This window comes from Abyssisolibacter sp. ZYX002 (assembly GCF_056892235.1).
On record NZ_JARMXH010000005.1, the window covers coordinates 226,939 to 249,549 of the forward strand.

18 protein-coding genes and 1 riboswitch are annotated in these 22,611 nt (G+C 29.8%); of the genes, 7 read left to right on the forward strand and 11 right to left on the reverse strand.

Annotated features, from left to right (window positions below):
- Positions 1-133 precede the first annotated feature (133 nt).
- Complete coding sequence (locus P3X86_RS15520) at positions 134-748, forward strand: histidine phosphatase family protein (protein WP_483293627.1); 615 nt, start codon at positions 134-136, stop codon at positions 746-748.
- A gap of 196 nt (positions 749-944) precedes the next feature.
- Here the strand turns inward: P3X86_RS15520 and P3X86_RS15525 are convergent, their stop codons facing one another.
- Both P3X86_RS15525 and P3X86_RS15530 read right to left on the reverse strand, forming a co-directional pair.
- On the reverse strand, positions 945-3,038 hold the full coding sequence (locus P3X86_RS15525) for an FtsX-like permease family protein (RefSeq protein WP_483293628.1): 2,094 nt from the start codon (positions 3,036-3,038) through the stop codon (positions 945-947).
- A gap of 1 nt (position 3,039) precedes the next feature.
- Positions 3,040-3,780: an ABC transporter ATP-binding protein gene (locus P3X86_RS15530; RefSeq protein ID WP_483293629.1), complete on the reverse strand. Its 741-nt coding sequence runs from the start codon at positions 3,778-3,780 to the stop codon at positions 3,040-3,042.
- 170 nt (positions 3,781-3,950) lie between these two features.
- Between P3X86_RS15530 and P3X86_RS15535 the strand changes: the two genes are divergently transcribed.
- Both P3X86_RS15535 and P3X86_RS15540 read left to right on the forward strand, forming a co-directional pair.
- Entirely contained in the window at positions 3,951-4,652 is a 702-nt protein-coding gene (locus tag P3X86_RS15535) for a LytR/AlgR family response regulator transcription factor (protein ID WP_483293630.1), read from the forward strand.
- A 12-nt stretch (positions 4,653-4,664) separates the two neighbouring features.
- Positions 4,665-5,924: an ATP-binding protein gene (locus P3X86_RS15540; RefSeq protein WP_483293631.1), complete on the forward strand. Its 1,260-nt coding sequence runs from the start codon at positions 4,665-4,667 to the stop codon at positions 5,922-5,924.
- Positions 5,925-6,080: 156 nt separating this feature from the next.
- Here P3X86_RS15540 and P3X86_RS15545 read toward each other — a convergent pair whose 3' ends face one another.
- Genes P3X86_RS15545 through P3X86_RS15555 form a run of 3 tightly spaced genes read right to left on the reverse strand, consistent with a single transcriptional unit; the run spans position 6,081 to position 10,731 of the window.
- A complete protein-coding gene (locus tag P3X86_RS15545) occupies positions 6,081-6,533 on the reverse strand; it encodes an NUDIX hydrolase (RefSeq protein ID WP_483293632.1) in 453 nt (150 codons plus the stop codon).
- Between the two features lie 20 nt (positions 6,534-6,553).
- Positions 6,554-8,725: a DNA topoisomerase III gene (locus P3X86_RS15550; RefSeq protein ID WP_483293633.1), complete on the reverse strand. Its 2,172-nt coding sequence runs from the start codon at positions 8,723-8,725 to the stop codon at positions 6,554-6,556.
- A 14-nt stretch (positions 8,726-8,739) separates the two neighbouring features.
- The gene (locus P3X86_RS15555; RefSeq protein WP_483293634.1) at positions 8,740-10,731 is read right to left on the reverse strand and encodes an ATP-dependent helicase; all 1,992 of its coding nucleotides are present in this window, start codon (positions 10,729-10,731) and stop codon (positions 8,740-8,742) included.
- Positions 10,732-11,088: 357 nt separating this feature from the next.
- On the opposite strand from P3X86_RS15555, the gene P3X86_RS15560 reads away from it, so the two are divergent.
- The 4 genes from P3X86_RS15560 to P3X86_RS15575 all read left to right on the forward strand — a co-directional run bounded on the left by P3X86_RS15560 (position 11,089) and on the right by P3X86_RS15575 (position 16,207).
- Positions 11,089-12,192 (forward strand): C40 family peptidase, encoded by a 1,104-nt coding sequence (locus P3X86_RS15560; protein WP_483293635.1) that lies wholly within the window; start codon positions 11,089-11,091, stop codon positions 12,190-12,192.
- Positions 12,193-12,329: 137 nt separating this feature from the next.
- Positions 12,330-13,940: a putative manganese-dependent inorganic diphosphatase gene (locus tag P3X86_RS15565; RefSeq protein WP_483293636.1), complete on the forward strand. Its 1,611-nt coding sequence runs from the start codon at positions 12,330-12,332 to the stop codon at positions 13,938-13,940.
- 305 nt (positions 13,941-14,245) lie between these two features.
- Positions 14,246-14,839 carry a TetR/AcrR family transcriptional regulator gene (locus P3X86_RS15570; RefSeq protein ID WP_483293637.1) on the forward strand — a complete coding sequence of 198 codons (594 nt, stop codon included), beginning with the start codon at positions 14,246-14,248 and terminating at the stop codon, positions 14,837-14,839.
- A 51-nt stretch (positions 14,840-14,890) separates the two neighbouring features.
- On the forward strand, positions 14,891-16,207 hold the full coding sequence (locus P3X86_RS15575) for an amidohydrolase family protein (RefSeq protein ID WP_483293638.1): 1,317 nt from the start codon (positions 14,891-14,893) through the stop codon (positions 16,205-16,207).
- A 247-nt stretch (positions 16,208-16,454) separates the two neighbouring features.
- Here P3X86_RS15575 and P3X86_RS15580 read toward each other — a convergent pair whose 3' ends face one another.
- From P3X86_RS15580 to P3X86_RS15605, 6 genes are all read right to left on the reverse strand, one after another.
- Positions 16,455-17,087 carry an HAD-IA family hydrolase gene (locus tag P3X86_RS15580; protein WP_483293639.1) on the reverse strand — a complete coding sequence of 211 codons (633 nt, stop codon included), beginning with the start codon at positions 17,085-17,087 and terminating at the stop codon, positions 16,455-16,457.
- Between the two features lie 21 nt (positions 17,088-17,108).
- A complete protein-coding gene (locus P3X86_RS15585; RefSeq protein ID WP_483293640.1) occupies positions 17,109-17,603 on the reverse strand; it encodes a GNAT family N-acetyltransferase in 495 nt (164 codons plus the stop codon).
- A gap of 145 nt (positions 17,604-17,748) precedes the next feature.
- Positions 17,749-18,528: a bifunctional hydroxymethylpyrimidine kinase/phosphomethylpyrimidine kinase gene (gene thiD / locus P3X86_RS15590; protein WP_483293641.1), complete on the reverse strand. Its 780-nt coding sequence runs from the start codon at positions 18,526-18,528 to the stop codon at positions 17,749-17,751.
- Positions 18,491-19,186, reverse strand: a complete 696-nt coding sequence (thiE, locus tag P3X86_RS15595) for a thiamine phosphate synthase (protein WP_483293642.1) — start codon at positions 19,184-19,186, stop codon at positions 18,491-18,493. Before thiE ends, thiD begins: the two co-directional genes overlap by 38 nt.
- A complete protein-coding gene (gene thiM, locus P3X86_RS15600; RefSeq protein WP_483293643.1) occupies positions 19,173-19,997 on the reverse strand; it encodes a hydroxyethylthiazole kinase in 825 nt (274 codons plus the stop codon). Before thiM ends, thiE begins: the two co-directional genes overlap by 14 nt.
- A gap of 78 nt (positions 19,998-20,075) precedes the next feature.
- Positions 20,076-20,183, reverse strand: a riboswitch (TPP riboswitch).
- Positions 20,184-20,232: 49 nt separating this feature from the next.
- Positions 20,233-22,332 carry a methyl-accepting chemotaxis protein gene (locus tag P3X86_RS15605; RefSeq protein ID WP_483293644.1) on the reverse strand — a complete coding sequence of 700 codons (2,100 nt, stop codon included), beginning with the start codon at positions 22,330-22,332 and terminating at the stop codon, positions 20,233-20,235.
- Positions 22,333-22,611 lie beyond the last annotated feature (279 nt).

Here is a 22,611-nt window from a genome sequence, read left to right on the forward strand (position 1 = left end):
CTAAAGATAATTTAAGCTTTTGTTAATTTTTAAATCTAGTTTTATATAAATTATAATGTAATATTGACATCTCGGTTTACAATTTATAAAATTAGTATAGCACTAAAACAAAAGATTGGAGTGATTTAGCGTTATGAAGCTGTACATCACAAGGCATGGACAAACTGAATGGAATTCAGAAGGTAGACTGCAAGGTCAACAAAACTCTGCTCTTACTGAACTTGGAAAAAAACAAGCAATTTGGCTTGGTAATAAATTGATAGATGAACATATAGATATTATAATCTCTAGTTCTAGTGAGAGAGCTATCAATACTGCCAAACTCATACGAGGCGATAGAAATATTGAGATTATAACTACTGATAATTTGAAAGAACTACACATGGGGAAATGGCAAGGTATGTTATTCAAAGATATAAAAGAAATCTATGCAGATGATTTCCAAGTATATACAAGCACTCCTCATCTTTTCAAACCTGAATATGGCGAAAGTATAAAAGATATTTATAATAGAGCTTCCTCTGAAATAGAAGCTATTATCAAAACCCATAGTGATAAAAATGTGCTAATAGTCACTCATGGGATTACTCTAAAGGCTATAATTGCATATTTTGAAAACAAAAAGATAGAAGATTTCTGGTCAGGACCACGTATGGAATCGACTTGTCTTAATATACTTGAAGTAGATGGAGAAAATAGAAACTTTACTTTACAAGGGGATATATCTCATTGGGTAGAGGAAAATTAATTTAAAAACTTAATTTTATAATCAATCTTTGATAAACTCTCTGATTTTAGTTTTGTTTGCCCATTTGGTATAAGAAAGAGCTTTTCTAATGTATAACAAAGAGGGTTCTCTTTATCTGAATGATTTTGTATGCACTGCAATTTATTCAGCATAAACCCTCTTTTGCATCCATATAATGGTTACTGTATATTTATAGTTAGGTTGTAATTACTTCTTTGAATCTTTTTAGAGAAAATCTATATAAACCATAAACAAATATAGCCGCTAATAATATCGTAATTAAGTTAATTCCTAATACTAAATAATCACTAGATATAATACTACCGTCGCCAAACGTTATGAATACAAAGAACATATAAGGCATAATACTTCCAAAGACCATAGGTAAAATAAAGATTTTCTTTAATTGATTTTTGATGCACTTGTTTATATAAGAAGTATTAGCACCTAATCTCTTTAGATTTTTAAATAATGCCTTACAGTTTGTAGCGATAGTAATGCAACGTGTATAAGATATTACTCCCACAGCTACAAAACATATGATGGATATGTAGATAAAAAGCATCAAGTAAACAGCCATGTTTTTTAATAAGTCTTGTTTGTTTAATATGCTAAATTGAGGATAATATTTCCACGATAAGAACAGTTGATTATTATCACATGAGAGATTTATAGACTCATGATTTCCATACTCCTTACCTTCTTTAAGATATCTTATTTTTCTATATTCATTGTAATAAACTCCTTTCGCTACATCTTTTGAACTACGTGTTATGATCTCATCTCTAAATTCTTTTGCAAAGCTATAGTTATCTCCTTGTTTAGGTACGTTAAATAATACAAATGTCTCTATATTTTTTTCAGGCAAATCAGCTACTAGCAAATCATAGTCCTTATCAGATATAACATATTTGTATGTTCCTTCTATAACAAAAGGTGAAAACTCTACATTTCCTTTATATGATAAGTCTATACTAGTATCATTTATAGGGTTGGTTGCCTTATTCAAATCATTAAATCTTCTAAATCTTGATTCGCTCATTGAGCTGATTATAATAGTATAATATTGACCTGGCAATAGCTTTAAATCCATATTAGCAACTTTATTAAAATCAGATAATCTAAAAAATTCGTTTGTTTCATATTTTTCCTTGTAGACATAATCATATTTTCTAGCAGATATACTCCTTAATTCCAATCCACTTCCAATTAATGAAATTGATGATACCTCGTTATAGTCATTGATTTTAATATTGTATTTATCTGCTAATTCATCAATGTCATTTTGAGTTAGTAGATTTTCAGATAACCTATAATGAAACGAGTAATTGTAAGGAGTCTTACTCATATTATAAAAGAATCTAGTTACCAAAGAGGGTGTATAAAAAGAAGCAAATAATCCTCCACTAATTAATAAGGATATAACACACATACTCTTTACCGTCTGCTTACCAGTAAATTTCATCATACTTTTTGGAATAATATTAGAATAATACTTTTTTAGATTTTTTCCTTTTTGATTATATATCACACAAAATGATATTAGCATATATAGTCCTACTATGCAGAACAAGTACGTCAATGACCATATCCCTGGCATACAATAAGAATAATGCCTTATAGATATTATAGGCACGCCATATCCTAAAAACAAACCACCAATAATGAAAATACCACCTAAAACTCCATACCAAGGTTTTACTAATTTAACTGTTTCGCATTTATGTTGGCTTCTGATAGTATCTATTATATTGCTATGATTAATAAATATAGCTGTTTTAAAAATTAATAATATTGTACAAACAAGACAAAATATCAGCCCATATATAAATCCATCATATCCTATATGATAAGTCATCTCACGTGAATCTATAATAAAAAACTGAAATGCCTTCCATATCAAATAAGATACAGGGATGCTTAAAACCAGTCCTACTATACTGCAACATACAGCATTGGTAAGAAGCTCGGTATAAAGTATTCTTTTTATTTTAGTTTTCTTAGCTCCTAATGAGAGTAATATACCTATATCTTTGCTTTTATACTTTAAAAATAACGAATAAGAATATGAAGTAAAAAACATACATCCAATAATTGCAACATAATATAACATATATGCTTGCTTGTTACTGTCTCCACTGGCTGGTAATATATTTTGAACAGTAGGACTCAAAAACATAACCCCATAAGAAGAAACTAATAAACTAGATAAAGTTAATGAAAAAGCAAATAAAATATATTTTGAATAATTAAATTTTCGTAGTTTAGAGTTGATTTTAAATATATTCATTCTATTTACCTCCCAATTCTTTAAGTGTAGCTAACAATTTATCTAAGAATGCTGTTCTGTTGTTTGTTTTAACTAATTCTTTATAAATCATACCGTCTTTTAGGACAATTACTCTATCACAAAAACTAGCAGCATAACTATCATGAGTTACCATAAATATTGTTGCAGATAATTCATTTTTGGCTCTAATAAAAGAATCAATTACTGCTTTGCTTGATTTGCTATCAAGGTTTCCAGTGGGCTCATCGGCTAAAATCAAGAATGGATTATTAATAAGTGCTCTAGCAACAGCAGTTCGTTGCTTTTCTCCACCAGATATTTCAGCCGGATATTTATGTTTAATATGCGATATATCAAACAAATCACATAATTTATCTGCTAATATCTCCATTTGGTTTAAATTTTTATTACTCAAAATTTGAGGCATACATATATTGTCATACACAGTAAGTCCATCAAATAGCATAAAATCTTGAAAAACAAATCCTAAATCATTATTTCTCAATTTAGCAAGGTCATTTCCCTTGATTTTAGAAATGTTCATATTATTTAACATGATTTCACCACTATTGATGGGAATAAAGCGTGCTATACTGTTAAGTAATGTTGTTTTACCGCTTCCAGATGCCCCCATTATAGCTACGAATTCGCCTGCTTTTATATCGAAAGATAAGTTATTAAGTACCTGATATTCATTATTCTTAGTTGTATACGATTTGCATAAATTTTTTACATTTAACATATATAATCCCCTCTCAAAGCTAATATTTTTTATAATTTAGAATCTACAAGAATTATACTTAATAATGGAAATTAATTTAATAGATCTGGATGTAACAAATGGCACGTTATATGTAAAATTCGTCATAGAGTATGTTATAATGAATTTATGTTGAAAAGAGGTGGATTTATTTGTTAAATATATGTATCTGTGATGATGAAAAAACACAAAGAAAGAAATTATTAAATATCATAGAAACTCAGATGCAGTTAAAGGGTTTAGATTATAATGTAATAGAATGCAATTGTGGAGAAGCCTTGATTAAAGATACATCAGATAAACATATTGATATATTTTTCTTAGATATAGAAATGAATAATATAAATGGAATTGATACTGCAAAAAAGATTAGAGAATATAATAATACTTCTGTAATCATATTTGTAACTGGCTTTAGAGATTACGTGTTTGATGGATACGATGTAAAAGCACTTAATTATGTACTCAAACCTTATACTCAGGAAAAAATAATAAATGTAATAGGGCAATCGCTAAAACAACTTGAACATGAACAAAATAAATTTTACGTTGTTCAAACAGGTAAAGAATTGTATAAACTTAATTTTGATGATATTAAATATTTTACAAGTAATAAAAGAAAGGTAACAGTACATACGAAATTGAACTTGATAGAATTTTATGAGAAGTTAGATAATATAGAAATTGAATTACAAGATCAATTTATAAGAACTCATCAAAGATATTTGATTAATCCAAAACATATTATATCAATAGAAAATAATTTTATAAATCTAGAAAATGAAAGAATTCCGATTAGCAAAAGAAAATATCAAGAAGTAATGATCTCTTTTGCTAAACATATGTTGGAATAAAAAGGAGTATATATGTCACAATATCAAACTATATTGTATCACGCACTTGCAGTTGTAGGTGCATTATTTACTACTAAATATTTTTATAAAATGGTTAAATTGTTTATCGATATAAAAGATAAGAGGATATATAAGTATATAGCTTCAATATCTATGATATTTGTCCCAATCGTCGTGATATTTGTAAGTGACTTAACAAATGTACTATTTACATTATTTTGGTTTTTAATGATTGTAATTATTTGTTATAAAGGAACAATAATACAAAAAATATCAACAGTAATGATCCTATACCCCATTGTAGTGAATGTGAATTTTCTAATGCGATATATCCCTGTTTCATTTAAAAACGGAGCATTGGACAATATGTGCTGGATATATACAATAGCTATATTTTGGTATGTTCTATATAGATATACAAAAGATAAGATAGCATCTACACGTCAATATATAAATAGCAAAACATGGTTACTATTAGATTTAATAAATATCGCTCCATTTCTGAATATAATAATAACTATAATTTGGACAAATTATGATGAACAATACAAAGCAAAAATAATAGCTATACTATGTCTGCTGTCAAACATCGGTATATTACTATTAATAAAATTCATTGTTGATAGCGTAAAAATAAAGCTAGAAAATAAAAACTATAAAATACAATATGATTACTATCAATTACTTGAAAATGAACAATTAAACACTAGGAAAATCTATCATGATATGAACAACAATCTACAGGTTATAGGTAATTTTATTGAAAATGGCGACAAAAAAGATGCTCTGAAATATATTATGCAAATATCTAAATCTACTGAAATTTATAGAAATAAAAAATTCTGTAATAATCATATAGTAAATGCTGTTTTAAATAACAAGATGATGTTGATAAGTAAAAATCATATAGACTGCAAAATTAATATATCTATACAAAATTTAATAGCTATAGATGATTTAGATTTGTGTTCATTATTTGCAAACACTATAGATAATGCTATAGATGCTTCTTTAAAGATATCTGATTCAGAGAATAGACAAATATGTATAAAAGTACGTACAAAAAATAATTTTTTTATTTACTCAATCAAAAATAATAAAACAAACGATATAGTAAAGAAAGACGGAAGGATAATTTCCAATAAACCGAATAGCAAAATGCATGGATTTGGTATTCAGAATGTTAAGGAGATAATAAATAAATATAATGGTACTTTGGATATAAACTATACAGATAAAGAATTTGAAATTGTTACAATTATTAATGGGTAACGCTATAATTTATTAGTCTATCGGTGCTAACGCCAATCTCCTCATCACACACGGATGAATGCCCTATTATAAAACTTGAATATTTCAAATAAATCATATGATAGAAATAACCTAGATTCTCAGCTAGATCTATCATAATCATTGATCAATAAAAAACTAATATGCCCCATGATTAGTTTTTTCAATCCTCTTACATATCTCAAATGCGCTCTCAAATGAGAAATATCTATCTTTATCTGATAATCTTATCCACAAAAGGTCGGAATCCTTCTCTCCGTTTTCCAAAGTATACTTAGGTATATCCCCAACCCAGTCAGTTATTAAGTATATATAAAACACTATTTTTATTTCGTGGGCTTTCATTTCATCAAGATATATATATTTTTTTATCTCAACCTTATCTTCAAACTCCTCACTTACTTCTCTATACAGTGCATGAATCTTATAATCTATATTGTTAAAGTAATCTTTATCTTCTATAGACCCACTTGGAAAAAATAGCTCATGGCAACCTGTTTGAATGGGTCTTTTCTCTATCAAAACCTTATCATCCTTTATAAACGCAAATACTACCCCTTCTCTATATCCGTTTTTATAAGTATACGTCATATAGCTATCTCCCCTTTGTCTTATAGTTTGTCTTTAAAAGCACTCAGAGCATCTGCTAATGCACTGTTGAAATTATCGTCTTCTTTCTTTTGTTTTTTCATATATTTCATGACATCTTTTTTGGAGCCCATATTTTTCTTTTGTTTCTTTCTATCTTTAAAAACTGACAGTCTCTCTTTATGCCCACATGAGCATACAAACACTTGGTTATCTCCTTCTCCCCATATTTCCATCTTTTTATGACACTGTGGGCACCTCGCATTTGAAACTCTTGATATCACTTTTTTATATCCACATTCTCTATCTTGGCATACTAATTTTTTTACTGCTTTATTATTAACCTCAAGTAATGCCTTCCCGCAGTTTGGACACTTACTCCTTGTCACATTACTGTGCTTAAACTTCTCTTTGCTATTTTTTATTTCTTCTATTATCTTGTCTGTATATTTGCGCATCTCATCTAAAAAGGCATGTTTTTTTAATTTGCCTTTTGATATATTATTGAGATTGACTTCCCATCTAGCTGTTAAAGCAGGTGATCTTAACTCTTCTGGTACTAATGACAATAGTTGCTTACCTTTTTTAGTAGCATATAGTTCTTTGCCCTTCTTTTCTATGAGTTTAGTAGAAAGTAGCTTTTCTATTATATCCGCTCTAGTTGCTACTGTGCCTATACCTCCTGCTTCCCCTATAGTCTTTATCAGTTCTTTTTTCTCGTCAGCCATGTATTTTGCAGGGTTTTCCATAGCCGATAATAAAGATGCTTCATTGAACATTGATGGTGGAGATGTCTTATCTGTTTTATACACTATGTCTGATAGATTTAGCTTATCAGATTTTTTTATTCTAGGTATATCAATATTAAAATCATCACTTTGGGTATTGTCATCTATTTCTTTATATCCTAATTTTATTGTTTTTGAACATTTAGATGTGAACAACTCCTCATTTATATCAGCAGTTATGCTATATTCTTCAGCCTCATATGGTGGCAATAACACTGACATAAACCTTTTTACTACTAAATCATATATTTTTCTCTCTTTGTAATCCAATAAGCTAAGCATCACTGGCTCTTCTGTAGGTATTATTGCATGATGATCTGTTACTTTTGAATCATTTACAAAGGATGGGCTAGCTTTAAATCCCTCTTTTAATATCTTCTTAGCCATTGTTTGATGATTACTAACTGCACATGATTGTAGTCTATCTCTCAATGTAGGAAATATATCTTTTGTAATATACCTTGAATCCGTTCTAGGATATGTGAGAATTTTATGTTTTTCATAAAGAGACTGCATTATAGACAGTGTTTGTTTAGCTGAAAACCCATATATTTTATTAGCATCTCTTTGAAGCTCTGTTAAATCATATAATTTTGGTGAATATACTTTTTTAACTTTCATTTTTACGTCTATTATTTTAATGTCGCTATTTTTGCATTTATTGACTATTTCTTTTGCCCTTTCTATATCAAAAATTCTAGCGTTGTTGCTTTTTTTATCCCTATATTCAAATTTTACTTTGTTTGATGTAGCTGTTATCGTTCTATACTCTTTTGGCACGAAGCTTCTTATTTCTTCTTCTCTTTTCGCTATCATAGCTAGCGTTGGAGTTTGAACTCTTCCACATGACAACTGTGCATTGTATTTACATGTAAGTGCTCTAGTTGCATTTATCCCCACTATCCAGTCTGCCTGAGCTCTTGCAGATGCTGCATTGTATAAACCTATATATTCCTTGCCATTTCTTAGATTTTTAAATCCTTCTTTAATAGCTTTGTCTGTTACTGATGATATCCAAAGTCTCTTAATGTCTTTTTTAACGTGTGCTTTTTCCATAATCCATCTTGCTACGAGTTCTCCCTCTCTTCCAGCATCTGTTGCGATGATTATATCCTTGATATCATCTCTATTCATAAGCCTTTTGACTTCGTTAAACTGCTTTGCACTTTTTTTTATGACAACAAGTTTTAATGTTTGAGGCATTATAGGTAAATCCTCAAGATTCCATGAAGTATATTTTTTGTTGTATATTTCAGGCTGGGCAAGTGTTACTAAGTGCCCTAGTGCCCATGTTACTATATATTTGTTACTTTCTATATAACTGTGATGCTTATTTTTACAACCAAGTACTCTTGCTATTTCTTTTCCTACAGATGGTTTTTCTGCTAATACTAACGTTCGTGGCATTTATATTACTCCCTTCAATTTACACCTTCTATCAAATTGTTTTCTAAACAAAATTTTAAATCTAACTTTATATTGCCTTTTTCTTCAAACTCTATTTCTATATTACTCTTTGATATACTAACAATTCTACCACTACCAAGCTTTTTGTGGTAGATATCTACTCCTTCTTTTAAATCTTTAGAAAAATAACTATATAGCTCTTTTAAAAACCTTGATTTTTCTATCTCTTTTTCAAATCTGTTTTTGATATGAGATATATACAAGTACTCTTTAGCTCTTGTCATACCAACATAGAAAAGCCTTCTTTCTTCTTCTATGTCTGATTTTTTGTGTGGAACTAGTCCTTCTACCACACTAACTATCCATACTAACTCGTATTCTAATCCTTTTGAACTATGCATCGTAGTAAGTACTACAGCATTTTCTTCTTTTTTATCACTCTGTTTTACTTTCTGTCTGAAATCTTCTATATGTTCAAGCCATTCCTCTAATGTATCATATTGCCTTGTACTTTGGCTTATTTCATTTAATACCTCTATTAATCCAGCTACTTTCATATTTCTAAACTTAGCATACTCGTCTAAATATTTTTCATAGCCTATTTTATATCTTATATACTCAAGCATTTCATGTGGGCTCATATGTTTTATTATTTGAAGATGATACTGCAAGTCTTCTAACCTTTCAGTAATCCAAGCTTTATCACTATAATTTCTATATAAAGCCATCCATATATTATCACTATCTTTTATTGCTTTTATTTCAGTCTTTTTTATGTATCTAGTAGGCTTATTAACAATCCTCTGAAAATACTTTTTATTCATTATATCCTGAGATAGTTTCATATATGCTATTACATCTCGTGCTACTGGATGGTCGTAAAGTATAGCCACCTTGTCCTTTACTATGAATGGTATGTTCCTATCAAGAAGTGCATTTATTATAGACCTTGATTGCAAATTAGTTCTATATATTATTGCTATATCTTGATATAATAACTCTCCTTTATTTATTAAACCTATGATATTATCCACTATTAAGTTTGATTCTTCCAATACATCTTCAGCTTCAAGTATTTGTGGCTTAACCCCTTCTGTATTATCTGTGGTCATATTTTTTTTGTATCTTAGTTTATTATTAGTTATAAGTTGCTTACTAAAATCAACTATTGCCTTAGTTGAACGGTAATTTTTATTTAGTATAATTGTTTTTGCATCTTTAAAATCCTTTGAAAAATCCAATAAGAATTCAGGTCTTGCTCCTCTAAATCTATATATCGACTGGTCATCATCTCCTACTATAAACAGATTATTCTTTGGTAACGCTAATAGCTTCACTGTTTCGTATTGAACTTTATTTATATCTTGGAATTCGTCTATCAATATATATTTGTGCCTGTCCTGCCAATACTTAAGTACCTCGTTATTGCTACTAAGTAAATCATAACATTTAACCAACATATCATCAAAATCTATAAGATTGTTATTAGCCTTATATTCTTCATACATCATCGTTATTTTGCGAAACTCTAGTGGCGAGCATGTAGTTGGCTCATATTCATGTATATCACATAGTTCACATTTCATACAAGATATATCTTTCATCAATTCGTTTATGAACTCATTTTCATCTTGAAAATCTAGCTCTAACTTTTTTATAATGCTGTAGAATAATTGTTGTTTTGTATCTTCTTTTATTATGTTATTTAAACTTATCCCATAGTAGCTTCTTATTATACGAAAAAATATGGCATGAAACGTGCCAAACATGACGTTATGATTATCATTTGTTAATCCGCTGAATCTTTCGCTCATTTCTATAGCTGCTGATTTGTTAAACGCTATCACTAGTATATCTTGTGGCTTTATGTTATATTTATGTATAAGATTAAACACTCTGTGTGCTATGACTAAGGTTTTTCCTGATCCTGGTCCTGCTAATACAAGCATTGGTCCATCTTTATGCATTACTGCAATCTTTTGGTTACTGTTTAGTATGATGTTCATTTTATCTCCTTGTTCAACCTATTATTGAAAATTTCATTAGGTTTAATAATCTCTTAATACATTTTATCATATTTTACATTTAAAAAAAGTTTCATATTTTCGATTAAAATTTTATTACTGATATTTTACATACATGTTTCATGTTTTTTCCATGGTACTTTTTCAACTTAGCTTCATTTGAGTCATATACAGGCTTTAATCGTGTCATATATATGCTAAAAAAATGTTTTTGTTTACTATGTTTTCTATTTTGTTGCATATATTACCAACTGCAGGTTATTATAGTTAATGATATAATATTGTGTATAGTAAACAATTCTAAAATCATCTAACACATCTAACTAATGGAGGTAACTAATGAAAAAAACACTTAAAACAATTCTAACACTTAGTTTAGTATTGTTTGTACTTACTATTCTTCCAACATCAGCTAACGCTGTGACAGTTACTGTAAAAGGAAAAATAATCAGTGCAAACATCCCCATGAAAAAGGAGTTAACCCAAAACTCCGAAACACTTAGAACTCTGAATCTAGGTCAGAAAATCGAAATTATTGGACAAAACAACAGTCAAACTCATGTTAAAACATCTGACGGTGCAATTGGTTGGGTAGATTCCAACTATATTGTTCCTATAAAAGATATAAAATATCTTAAGAAGGGGCTAATCACAGCAGATATACTTAATGTAAGAGAAAAACCAAGCTTAACAGCGAACATATTATCTAAAAAACATGAGAACAATTTAGTTATAATAGTAGAAAAACAAGAAGATTGGTATAAAATACTTCTTGAAAATTCTACAAATGCTTTTTTGCATTCTGATTACGTTCAGTTGATATCTCTATACCCAATGTGGTCCATTAGCGAAGGTACTGTTAATCTAAGAAGTTCCTTCTCGACTGATTCTGACGTAGTCACTAAGTTGAACAAAGGCAAATCTGTATTTGTTCTAGATAGAAAAGATGACTGGTTTAAGATTTCAACTGGCGATAATATCGTAGGATGGGTTAAAACTGACCTAATAAAACCTATGGCAGGTCAAACAAATCAATTAACATCAAGAAGTGGTGATTCTAGATTTACTACCCAAGTAGTAAACACTGCAAAACAGTATTTGGGTGTACCTTATGTTTATGGAGCTAGTGGCCCAAGTAGATTTGATTGTTCTGGCTTTACGAAATACGTTTATGCTAAGCTAGGAATTACTTTACCTAGAACTTCTAGAGATCAAGGAAACTATGGAAAATATGTAAGCAGAAATAAACTTCAAGCTGGTGACCTAGTTTTTTTTGATACATCAGGAAAATATAACAAAGTAATATCTCACTGTGGTATTTATATAGGTGGAGGTAACTTTATACATGCATCATCTACTAGAAGTGTACGAAGTGTAACTATATCATCACTTAACAATAGTTACTATAACGCTAAATATGTTCATGCAAAAAGACCATACTAATATAGTAAAAATGAGTATCCATAGGATACTCATTTTTTGTATATTACAATTTAAAATTGTTTGTTATGTATGTATATGTATTATGTTATAATATATAAAAACATTGCACTAGTATAAATGATTTAAAGGAGTTTATTATGTTTATATTTGGTCACAAAAACCCAGACACTGATTCAATCGCTTCAGCTATTGCGCTAAGCGTACTTAAAAACAAACTTGGTTATAATGCTACAGCTTGCTCTTTAGGCGAGTTAAATAAAGAAACTAAATTTGTACTTGATTATTTTTGTATGGAAAAACCTATGCTACTTGATAATGTGAAGACACAAGTCAAAGATTTAGCTTATGACAAGGTTGCTTCAATCACTAAAGATAAATCTATACTATATTCATATAGAAAAATGGAGGAAAATAATATTCGTACTCTTCCTATCGTTAATGATAAGAATAAAATTATAGGCATTGTTACAATGAAAGATATTGCAATGTCATTAATAAAAGGTGATTATTATGAGCTTACTACTAGCTTAGACAATATATTAAAAGATTTAAATGGTAAATTACTAACTGGTACTACAAAAGAAATTTCTGGAGATATTCTCGTTATATCACTATACCATAAAACACTAAAAAAAGCGTCTATTCTTAATGAAAGAAGTGTAGTTATAGTAGGTGATATGTACGATGCTATTTCAACTGCTATAGATTGTAAAGTTCAACTAATAATACTCACAGGCGGTAAAAAGATACCTCAAAAATACATCGAAGCTGCTAAGAATAATAACGTATGTATTATATCCGTTAAATCAGATACCTATATTACATCTAAGTTAATCAATCAATGCAACTATATATCTAATATAATGAAAACTGATAATCTTTCTTTTTTCTATGAGGACGAATATCTAGAAGACGTCAAAGAAGAGTTAGTTACTAACAGGCATTCATACTACCCTGTACTCGATAGTAAAAGAAGATATCTTGGTGTTTTGAATAGGTTACATGTATTAAAACCAAAAAGAAAAGAAGTTATATTAGTAGACCATAACGAAATAACTCAAAGCATACAAGGTCTAAACGAAGCAAGAATATTAGAAATAGTTGACCATCACAAAATTGGTGACATAAAAACTGATGAACCTATAAATTTTACGAATATGCCCCTTGGTAGCACGTGTACAATAGTATATACCATGTACAAAGAAAAAGGAATAAATATAGAAAAAAACATTGCTGGTTTATTGATATCTGGTATTTTATCTGATACATTGTATTTCAAATCACCAACTACTACTCCTACAGATATCTCAGCAGTAATCCAGCTAAATAAGATATTGAAGTTAGATTTGGATGAATACACTTATAGTATGTTTAGAGCTGGAACGTCTCTAGAAAATGACAGCATAGATGATATATTTAATAAAGATTACAAGGAATTTGATGAAGGAGAATATAAAATAGGAGTAAGCCAAGTATTCACTCTAGATATTGATGATGTATTTAGACGAAAGGATGATTTTATTTCATATATAAATAAAACTAATCAGATAACTAATCAATATATCTCGCTATTATTAATAACTGATATATTAAAAAATGGTTCTTATATACTCTATAAAACATCAAATGAATCAATACTCAAAAGAGCTTTTGATATATCTCCATATCAAGGTGTATTTATTGAAGGTGTTGTTTCAAGGAAAAAACAAGTAGTACCTAAATTGCTTAGTGAGATAAAGAGTAACTAGTATTGTTTTATATAGTTTGAAGTTTTGGAACAGTTTTTAGATCGAATTGATAATCAATTAAATATAATTAGTAGAAAGAAATTCCGCTTTAAGATATTTAGAGCGGAATTTCTGTAATTAGAATTATATTATAACTTTTGTAGCACAGTGAAAATCACAACATTTGGTAACCTAGTAACAGAATTAAAAACAAAGGATATATGCTTTTCTATTAATTCTATTGAACGAATATATTTATTGACACAAGTTTATAAATATACTATAATTATAAAAAAAGTACAAAAATCAAATCTGAAGGTGAATTTATGGAAAGAATGACGAGAAAAAGTATTAAAATATTAGATTGCTCTATTCAATTATTTATGGAATATGGAATAAAGAAAGTTACTATGGATGATATTGCAAAACGTTCTAATGTTTCTAAAATGACTATTTACAAGTACTTTAACGATAAGGAGACGTTATATAAATATGTTGGTAAAACTATGCTAGAACGTTGTTATGAAGAGTTAGAAGAGCTATATGAATTATCTGATGATGTTGTTCAAAAAATGATTAAATGCACATATATACTAACTGATTATATATCTAAGGGATACGCTACATTATGTTTTGAGTTGGGTAACTATAATGATGAAATAAATAAAGAAGTTAAGCAATTTAATATGAAAGTAAAAGATATAATTATTGTTCTTATAAAAGAAGGTCAACAAAACAAATTAATTCGCGAAGACATTAGTGATGAGTGTATATATCATTATATTGATATGGGACTTAATTATTTTCAGCATAACGCTGAATACCGTAAAAAAATAATAAACGATAGTTCTTTCAGAAGAAATTACATGGCCTTTATATGGGGTAATGTTTTTATTGACTACTCTGGATTTGACTGCTAATACTGTTAAGCACAATAATTAAAGCTAGTAACATATGAAAGGAATATAGCTATGAAAGATTATAAAGGCAATGAACTTATAATTAACAATATTAATATATTAACAATGGTTAATAATAAAATACTTAAGAATAAATTAGTTATTATTAAAGATGGAAGAATTATAGAAATTGGTAAAGGGACTGATAATACAGGTAATTACTTAAATGTAATTGATGGTAAAGATAAATATATTATGCCTGGGCTTATTAACATGCACACACATCTAGGAGATAACAAAGATGATTTGAAGCTCTATTTAGCTAATGGAATAACTACAATAAGGAATATGTGGGGTTATGGTAAATTTAATTTTGGACAATGGTTGTTTGGAACAAGGGTATTTAATCATTTATTATTAAAAAAGCAAATTGATGAGAGAAAAATTATAGGCCCCACGATTTTCACAGCAGGTCCATTATTGGATGGAAAAGATCCGTTTTTTCCAAAGTTTATGAACCTTCATGCTCTAAAAGATAAAAAGCAGATTAATCAAGTCATAAAAAATCAATTTACAAAAGGATATGATTTCATTAAGATTTATTCTAAGATATCTAAACAAAATTTTAAAGATATAATTAATATTGCGAAGCTTTATGATATGCCAGTAGTTGGACATGTACCTGATTCAGTTGGAATTAGACAAGCATTGAAATCAAAAATGCATTCTATTGAACATTTATATGGGTTCTTTAATCCATATATGCCAGAATTGAATTTAAAGAAAGAAGAAATAAAAGAAATAGCTAGTATTGCTGCAAGCAATGATGTTTGGAACTGTCCAACTCTAATTGCAAATGAAAGAATAGCTAATATTGATAGGAAAGATGAGTTTGAAAATGAAGATCAAATGTCCTATATATCAAATAAGAATAAGAAAGCAATGAGGTTTTTGTTACGGAAATCAAATGAGCTCATCATGAAAAATAATATTAAAGGAAACCATGAATATATGGAATTTCTATTCTATATTATACAGCAATTAAAGAATGAAGGGGCAGGGATACTAATGGGTACTGATAAAGCAGTTCCATATGTTGTTGCAGGTTTTTCTGAACATAAAGAAATGAAGCTATTAAAAGAAGCAGGCTTGGATAATTATGAAGTTATCAAGACTGCAACAATTAACGCTGCTAAATGTTTGAAAATTGAGAAGGATGTGGGGACTATTGGAGTTGGAAAAAAAGCAAACATAATAATAACTAATAAAAACCCCCTTGTTGATCTTAATGAAATCTATAAGCATAATGGTGTAATTAAAGAAGGAATCTATTATTCTAGAGCAAAATGTAATAAGATTCTAGAAGAAATAAAAGTAAACTTAAGATAAACTAGCATTATTAACATTTAGCTTATATAATATCATCCCTAATAAATCTAGATAACTAGTGAATAATATTTGTTCCAAGCGGTGCAGTAGAGGAGCTGTTTTCTACCAATTTAAGTAGAAGCTTTAAAGAAACAGCTCCTAAAATTACCTACGAGTAACATCTTTTAATTTCCTAGTAAATTGATTTGTTGTAATTTTTATTAATCTCAGAGAGCTTGACTAAATTAACGATAATCAAATTGTTTCCCTATTTTTCTAACCCAAAAACTTTATACAACTCATCTATGCTATTTACTACATAATCAGCTACTTTCACCTGATCATCAGAAAAAATATCAAAGTAACAGCTCTTTATCCCAGCATTTTTACCAGCCAATACATCTATGTCTCTATCTCCTATCATTATAGCTTCTTCTTTATTAATATTGTGCTTGGTTAACAAATACAATAGTGCCTCTGGCGAAGGCTTTCTTTCAAATTTATCTTCTTTTGATACAATATCTTCAAAATACTTTATTAGATTGTGGTGCTCTAAGTAATCAATCACAGATTTACCTCTGTTTGTGTAAATATAATTTTTCTTATCTGCTTTAAATACATCTTTGATTATTATATCTGCAGAAGGAAAAGGCTTAACATCACTTAAATTTACTTCACTGCGAAAACCATCATATTTCTGTTTCAATATATCTAAATCTACGTTATATTTGTTTTTATAATGCTCAAAAGTATGTCCATGAGATATCCTCATAAGAGACATTATATTGTCACACTCATCATTTATCTTCATTTCTATTAAAGCTCTACGTAGTGAATCTACAAGCATTGGATATGTATCAAAAAGTGTTCCATCAAAATCCCATATTATATGATTGTACATAACTTCTCCTCCTAAAAATGATTATATTGTATATATCTTTCGGTTATATACCTCTTCCTCATTTTGGTATGTAAATCCTGCCTTCTCTAATGTTTTACAAGAAGCAATATTATCTGATTTTACTACTCCATATAGTACAGGTAAGTTTAGATTTTCCTTTGACCAATTGGCAAATGCCTTTACTACCTCACTTGCATAACCTTTTCTTTGATAATCTTCACCTATTGCATATCCTATCTCTATACCTTCTTTAATTTTGCTCAAGCCTACATGCCCAATGAGTTTTGTATCTTTTAGTTCTACTCCCATTACATAAGGGTAATCAATATTCTCAAGATTAGATGTATATTTAGATATTAGAAACTCTAATACTTTTTTAGCTACTTGTATATCTTCATACACTTGATCTGGCATCCATTTTTTCAATGATTCCTCTTGACTAAATTTATAAACCTCTTCTGTATCTTCTAGACTAAATTCTCTCACTATCAATCTATCTGTTGTTATTATATTCATATGTGCCTCCCTAAAAGATTTTATTTCTTATTTTACATTATACTAAATTATTGACTATATAAGCTACTTGTTCTATGTAAAATGCATATGTATAAGAGGCTATTATTAGGAAATAGCCCCTTATATTATAATATTATTTAACTATTTATAGTGCAAAACAGTGATTTAACGGACCATTGCCATTTCCTAAATCTAACCCATCTTCTAATGCTCCTGTAATATATTCTTTGGCTTTACTTATGCTATCATATATTGACATACCTTTTGCAAGATTACAAGCTATAGCTGATGAAAGCGTACATCCTGTTCCATGTGTATTAGTATTGTTTATTCTTCGTGCTTTAAACCAGTTTATATCACCGTCACTATAAAACAAATCATCTGCAGAATCTTTTGAATGCCCACCTTTTATGAGTATATTTTTTATTCCCTTTTCTGATATTTTGACTGCCGAGTTAATCATATCTTCTTTTGATTTTATTTCAAAACCACATAAACATTCAGCTTCTGGTATATTTGGTGTAATAACATCTGCTATTGGGAGTAAGGAGTTAGTTAATGATTTTATAGCACCATCACTTAAAAGCTTGCTTCCACTTGTTGAAATCATTACCGGGTCTACTACTATATTTTTAGCATTGTATTCACTTATTTTTTTTACTATAGCATTGATTATATCTATACTAGATACCATCCCAATTTTTACTGAATCTGGACGTATATCTGTAAATATACAATCAAGCTGCTTTGAGACTAGCTTGCTAGTTACATCCATTACATCATATACTCCAGTAGTATTTTGTGCTGTTAAAGCTGTTATGACACTCATGCCATACATCTTGTGTGCTGTAATTGTTTTTATGTCTGCCTGTATTCCAGCGCCCCCACTACAATCTGAGCCTGCAATAGTTAACACTTTGTACATATTCATCCTCCATAACATAGTTATTCACCATTTCATCTGACAAAACCCTCAATTCTTTTGATGCTAATTCTATATTTTCCTTTGAGAATATCGCTGATATCACAGCAATACCATCTACCTTACTTTCTCTCAATTTTAAAACATTATCTTTGTTTATACCTCCAATTGCTACAACTGGTATATTTACTGCTTCACAAATTTTTCTTAATGTTTCTATATCAACATCATTTACATCCGATTTTGTATTTGTCTTAAATACAGCACCTACTCCAAGATAGTCTGCTCCATTTTCCTGAGCTATCAACGCTTGCTTCACTGTCTGCACTGACACGCCTAGTATTTTATCTTTACCTATTTTAATACGAGATTCTTTAACTGATGTATCACTTTGACCTATATGTGCACCATCAGCTTTACAAGCTATTGCTATCTCTATATTATCATTTATTACAAATGGTATCTTATGCTTATCTGTCACCTGCTTCACCTCTTTAGCAAGCTTTAAAAATGACTCATACTCTAAGTTCTTTTCTCTAAGCTGTATAAAAGTTGCTCCTCCTACTATCGATTGTTCTACTTGGCTTTGTAGTGTGTTCTCGTTTAGCCATGTTCTATCTGTTACGGCATAGAGCCTCATGGCTTTTTTATCTACTTTCAATTTTTAGTCCTCCTTCAAGACTTTTAAATTCCATCTTGCTTATTTCATCTATTAAAAACATTCTATAGGAGGATGTTCCTCCATTATTATCTATAACTTTTTTATGAGCAAGTTCTCCGCTCAGACCCATCACACCCACTGCTAAAGCAGTAGCTTTTAAAATATTATCTTTGTTAGCTCCACAATATGTAGCTATCAATGCTGTTAACATACATCCTGTTCCTGTTATTTTTGACATCATTGGGTGTCCATTTCTGACTATATACGATTCTTTACTATCAGAGACAATATCTATCGCACCCGTTATAACTATTATTGCTCCTGTTTTTTTGCTAAGTTCTTTGCTAAATGATATTACCTCATCTATATTATCTTCTGTTACTATATCTGATACATCAGCATCAACGCCTTTTGTATTTCCACTGCCCTGTGATATGGTTTTAATCTCTGATATGTTACCCCTTATGACATCAAATTTTATCTCTTCTAACAATTTAAATGTAGTAGAAGTTCTAAGAATTGATGCTCCTGTTCCTACTGGATCTAAAACTACAGGATGAGATAATTGATTAGATCTTTTTCCAGCTGCAATCATTGATTTAATCGTTCTAACGTTTAATGTACCAATATTTATATCAAGCGAATTACATATAGAAGTAATCTCTTCTACTTCTGATATGTCATCTGCCATAATTGGTGATCCTCCACATCCTAGTATAACATTTGCACAATCATTTACTGTAACATAGTTTGTAATACAATGAACTAACGGTGACTTAACTCTTACATTCATAAATATATCTTTGTACATATTTATCCTCCTAATCTTTTATTTTGCGACTACAATAAAAAATGAGAGATACTTTATACCAATGTATTAGTATCTCCCATTATTTTTCTCTAATGTTCCCTACGTTGGCATTATCCAAATCAGGTTATGGGTCGAAGTTAGATTACTTCCTCTCAGCCTGCTAAACAAGCTCCCCTTATTCAGGTTGACTATAAGATATCATATATATTAATTACTGTCAACCAGCTAATAAAATTTATAATTTAAATTGAGAAATCGTCTCCTGTAAACCTTGTGCTAATTCCGATAAGCTTTCACTTGAGCTAGCAACTTGTTGTATAGATGCCAATTGTTCTTCTGTTGATGCTGACGCTTCCTCTGTTCCTGCTGCATTTTCCTCGGCTATTGCTGATAGTGATTGAACTATTTCTAGTATATCTGCTTTTTTAGTATTCATTTCTTCCACTGATGTATTGATTTTACCTATAGCTTCCTCTGTTTTTATTATAGCACCAGTTATATCTTTATACTTACTTTCTGTCTTTCCAACACATTCAGCTTGCTTATCTACAATCTCCCCAACTTCCTTAATCTTTTGTACCGCTTTTGCTGAGTTGTCTATTAGTTCATTAACTATCGTGTCTATCTCAACTGTTGAATTGGTTGATTGTTCTGCAAGATGCCTTATTTCCTCTGCCACAACAGCAAATCCTTTACCTGCTTCTCCTGCTCTTGCTGCTTCAATGGCCGCATTTAGTGCAAGTAAATTAGTTTGTTCTGCTATTGAAGCTATCAATTGACTTGCGTTTCCTATTTTTTCAGAGCTAGCATTTGTCTGCTCTATAACATCAAAAATCTCATTAGCTGCAATACCACTTTGGTGGGTCTTTTCTGTCAATTCTTCTACTACTTCTAATCCTTCACTTATTAAGCTTGATACATTTTCAGAGGATTTATTTACTTCCTCCATAAGCTCTTGATTTTGTTTGATCAAATCTCCTAATTCATTTATCTTACTTGCTCCTATCTCAGTATCTTGTGCTTGAGACATAGCTCCTCTAGATAATTCTTCTATAGTCCTTGCTACCTCTTGAGAACTAGTTGAAGTTTCCTCTGAAGTAGCTGTTAGCTCTTCACTAGATGCTGATAAGTGAGATGTAACTTCCTGTACCTTTTTTATCAATTCGGTAAAATTCATACACATCTTTCCTAAAGCACGTGTCATATCTCCTGTTTCATCTTTCCTTTTTACGAGTATATTTGCTTTATGCTTTTCGTCATAGCTTAAATCATATCCTGCAAGTTTATTTACAACATCGGACATTACATCTATTGATTTCACTATGTATTGGCTGTTGTAGTACATGACTCCTGCCATAATCAATGTAGCTACTACTGCAAGTATAGTTGTTATTAGTATGCTCTTTCTTGTTGATGCCATCATCTCGTCTGTAGGCACTATTATATTGTATGACCATTTTAGGTCACTACCTTCAAAATTAATTGGTGAATAAAAACATTTTACATCTTGTCCAATACTATCAGATAAATCATTGTTTGAGAATTTCTCTCCATTGTTTATCTTAGCTAAATAACTATTTCCCGCTTCTAATCCAAACTCTTTGCCTATTTGGTTAACCTTTCCTTCATCTCTATGTGCTAATACAGTACCTTCGTTATTTACTAATCTTCCAAATCCGTTTTCATATAACTTAACTTCTGAGTTTATCTCTGTCAATTTCTTTAAAGATATATCAACTCCAGCTACTCCTACAAATCTACCGTTTATTACAATGGGCTCTGAAAATGTTACCACAGTAACCTCTTCTCCACCTAACTCATATTGCTCTGGCTTGGCTATAAAGCTTCTTTTTGTTTTTTTAGGAACTAGATAATAATCATTCTCATCTACTTTACTGGTCTTTTTAAATGTAAGTTTGCCTCCAATTTTTGCCCATGACGGAATAAATCTTCCTTGTGAATCACAGCCTTCACCATTGATATGTAATGAATCTTGACCATCAAATGCATTAGGTTCAAAAGCTGCCCATGCATACAAATAGTTTTCGTTACTCTCTAGTTTCTCTTTAAGTAGCTGTTTAACTAAGCTTCGATCTGTACTTCCACTTTTTTTCAAGTTTTTTAAGATATCAGCTAATGCCTTTGCATCATGCACTGCATCATCTAGTACTGATTCCATTTCTGCAGCCACATAATCCGTTTGTTGTGATATAGACTTTATAGTGCTTTCTCTAATGTTTGTATACGAACTAAATGTTAAGTATCCCATAATTGCCCCTGATATAATTACTATTATTGCTAAATTAAGATATATCAAACGTCCTTTGATTTTCATAGTTACTCCTCCCTTTATTATGCTATCTATACCATATGCTCACATCTTAATCTTGCTATTATTATGTAATATGTAATGTCAATTATTTTATGTAATAGTACTAGCTTCGTTAACTTTACATTATATTGTGCGTTACTGACGAAACTGTCAAAAGTTATATAAACAAGCACATGATATTTTTATTATACAACTTTTTGGTGGAATTTAGGCAATATTATACATAATATACATATGATTAGTTCGTTAGTCCTACTTACGACAAAATTTGTTTAATATGTC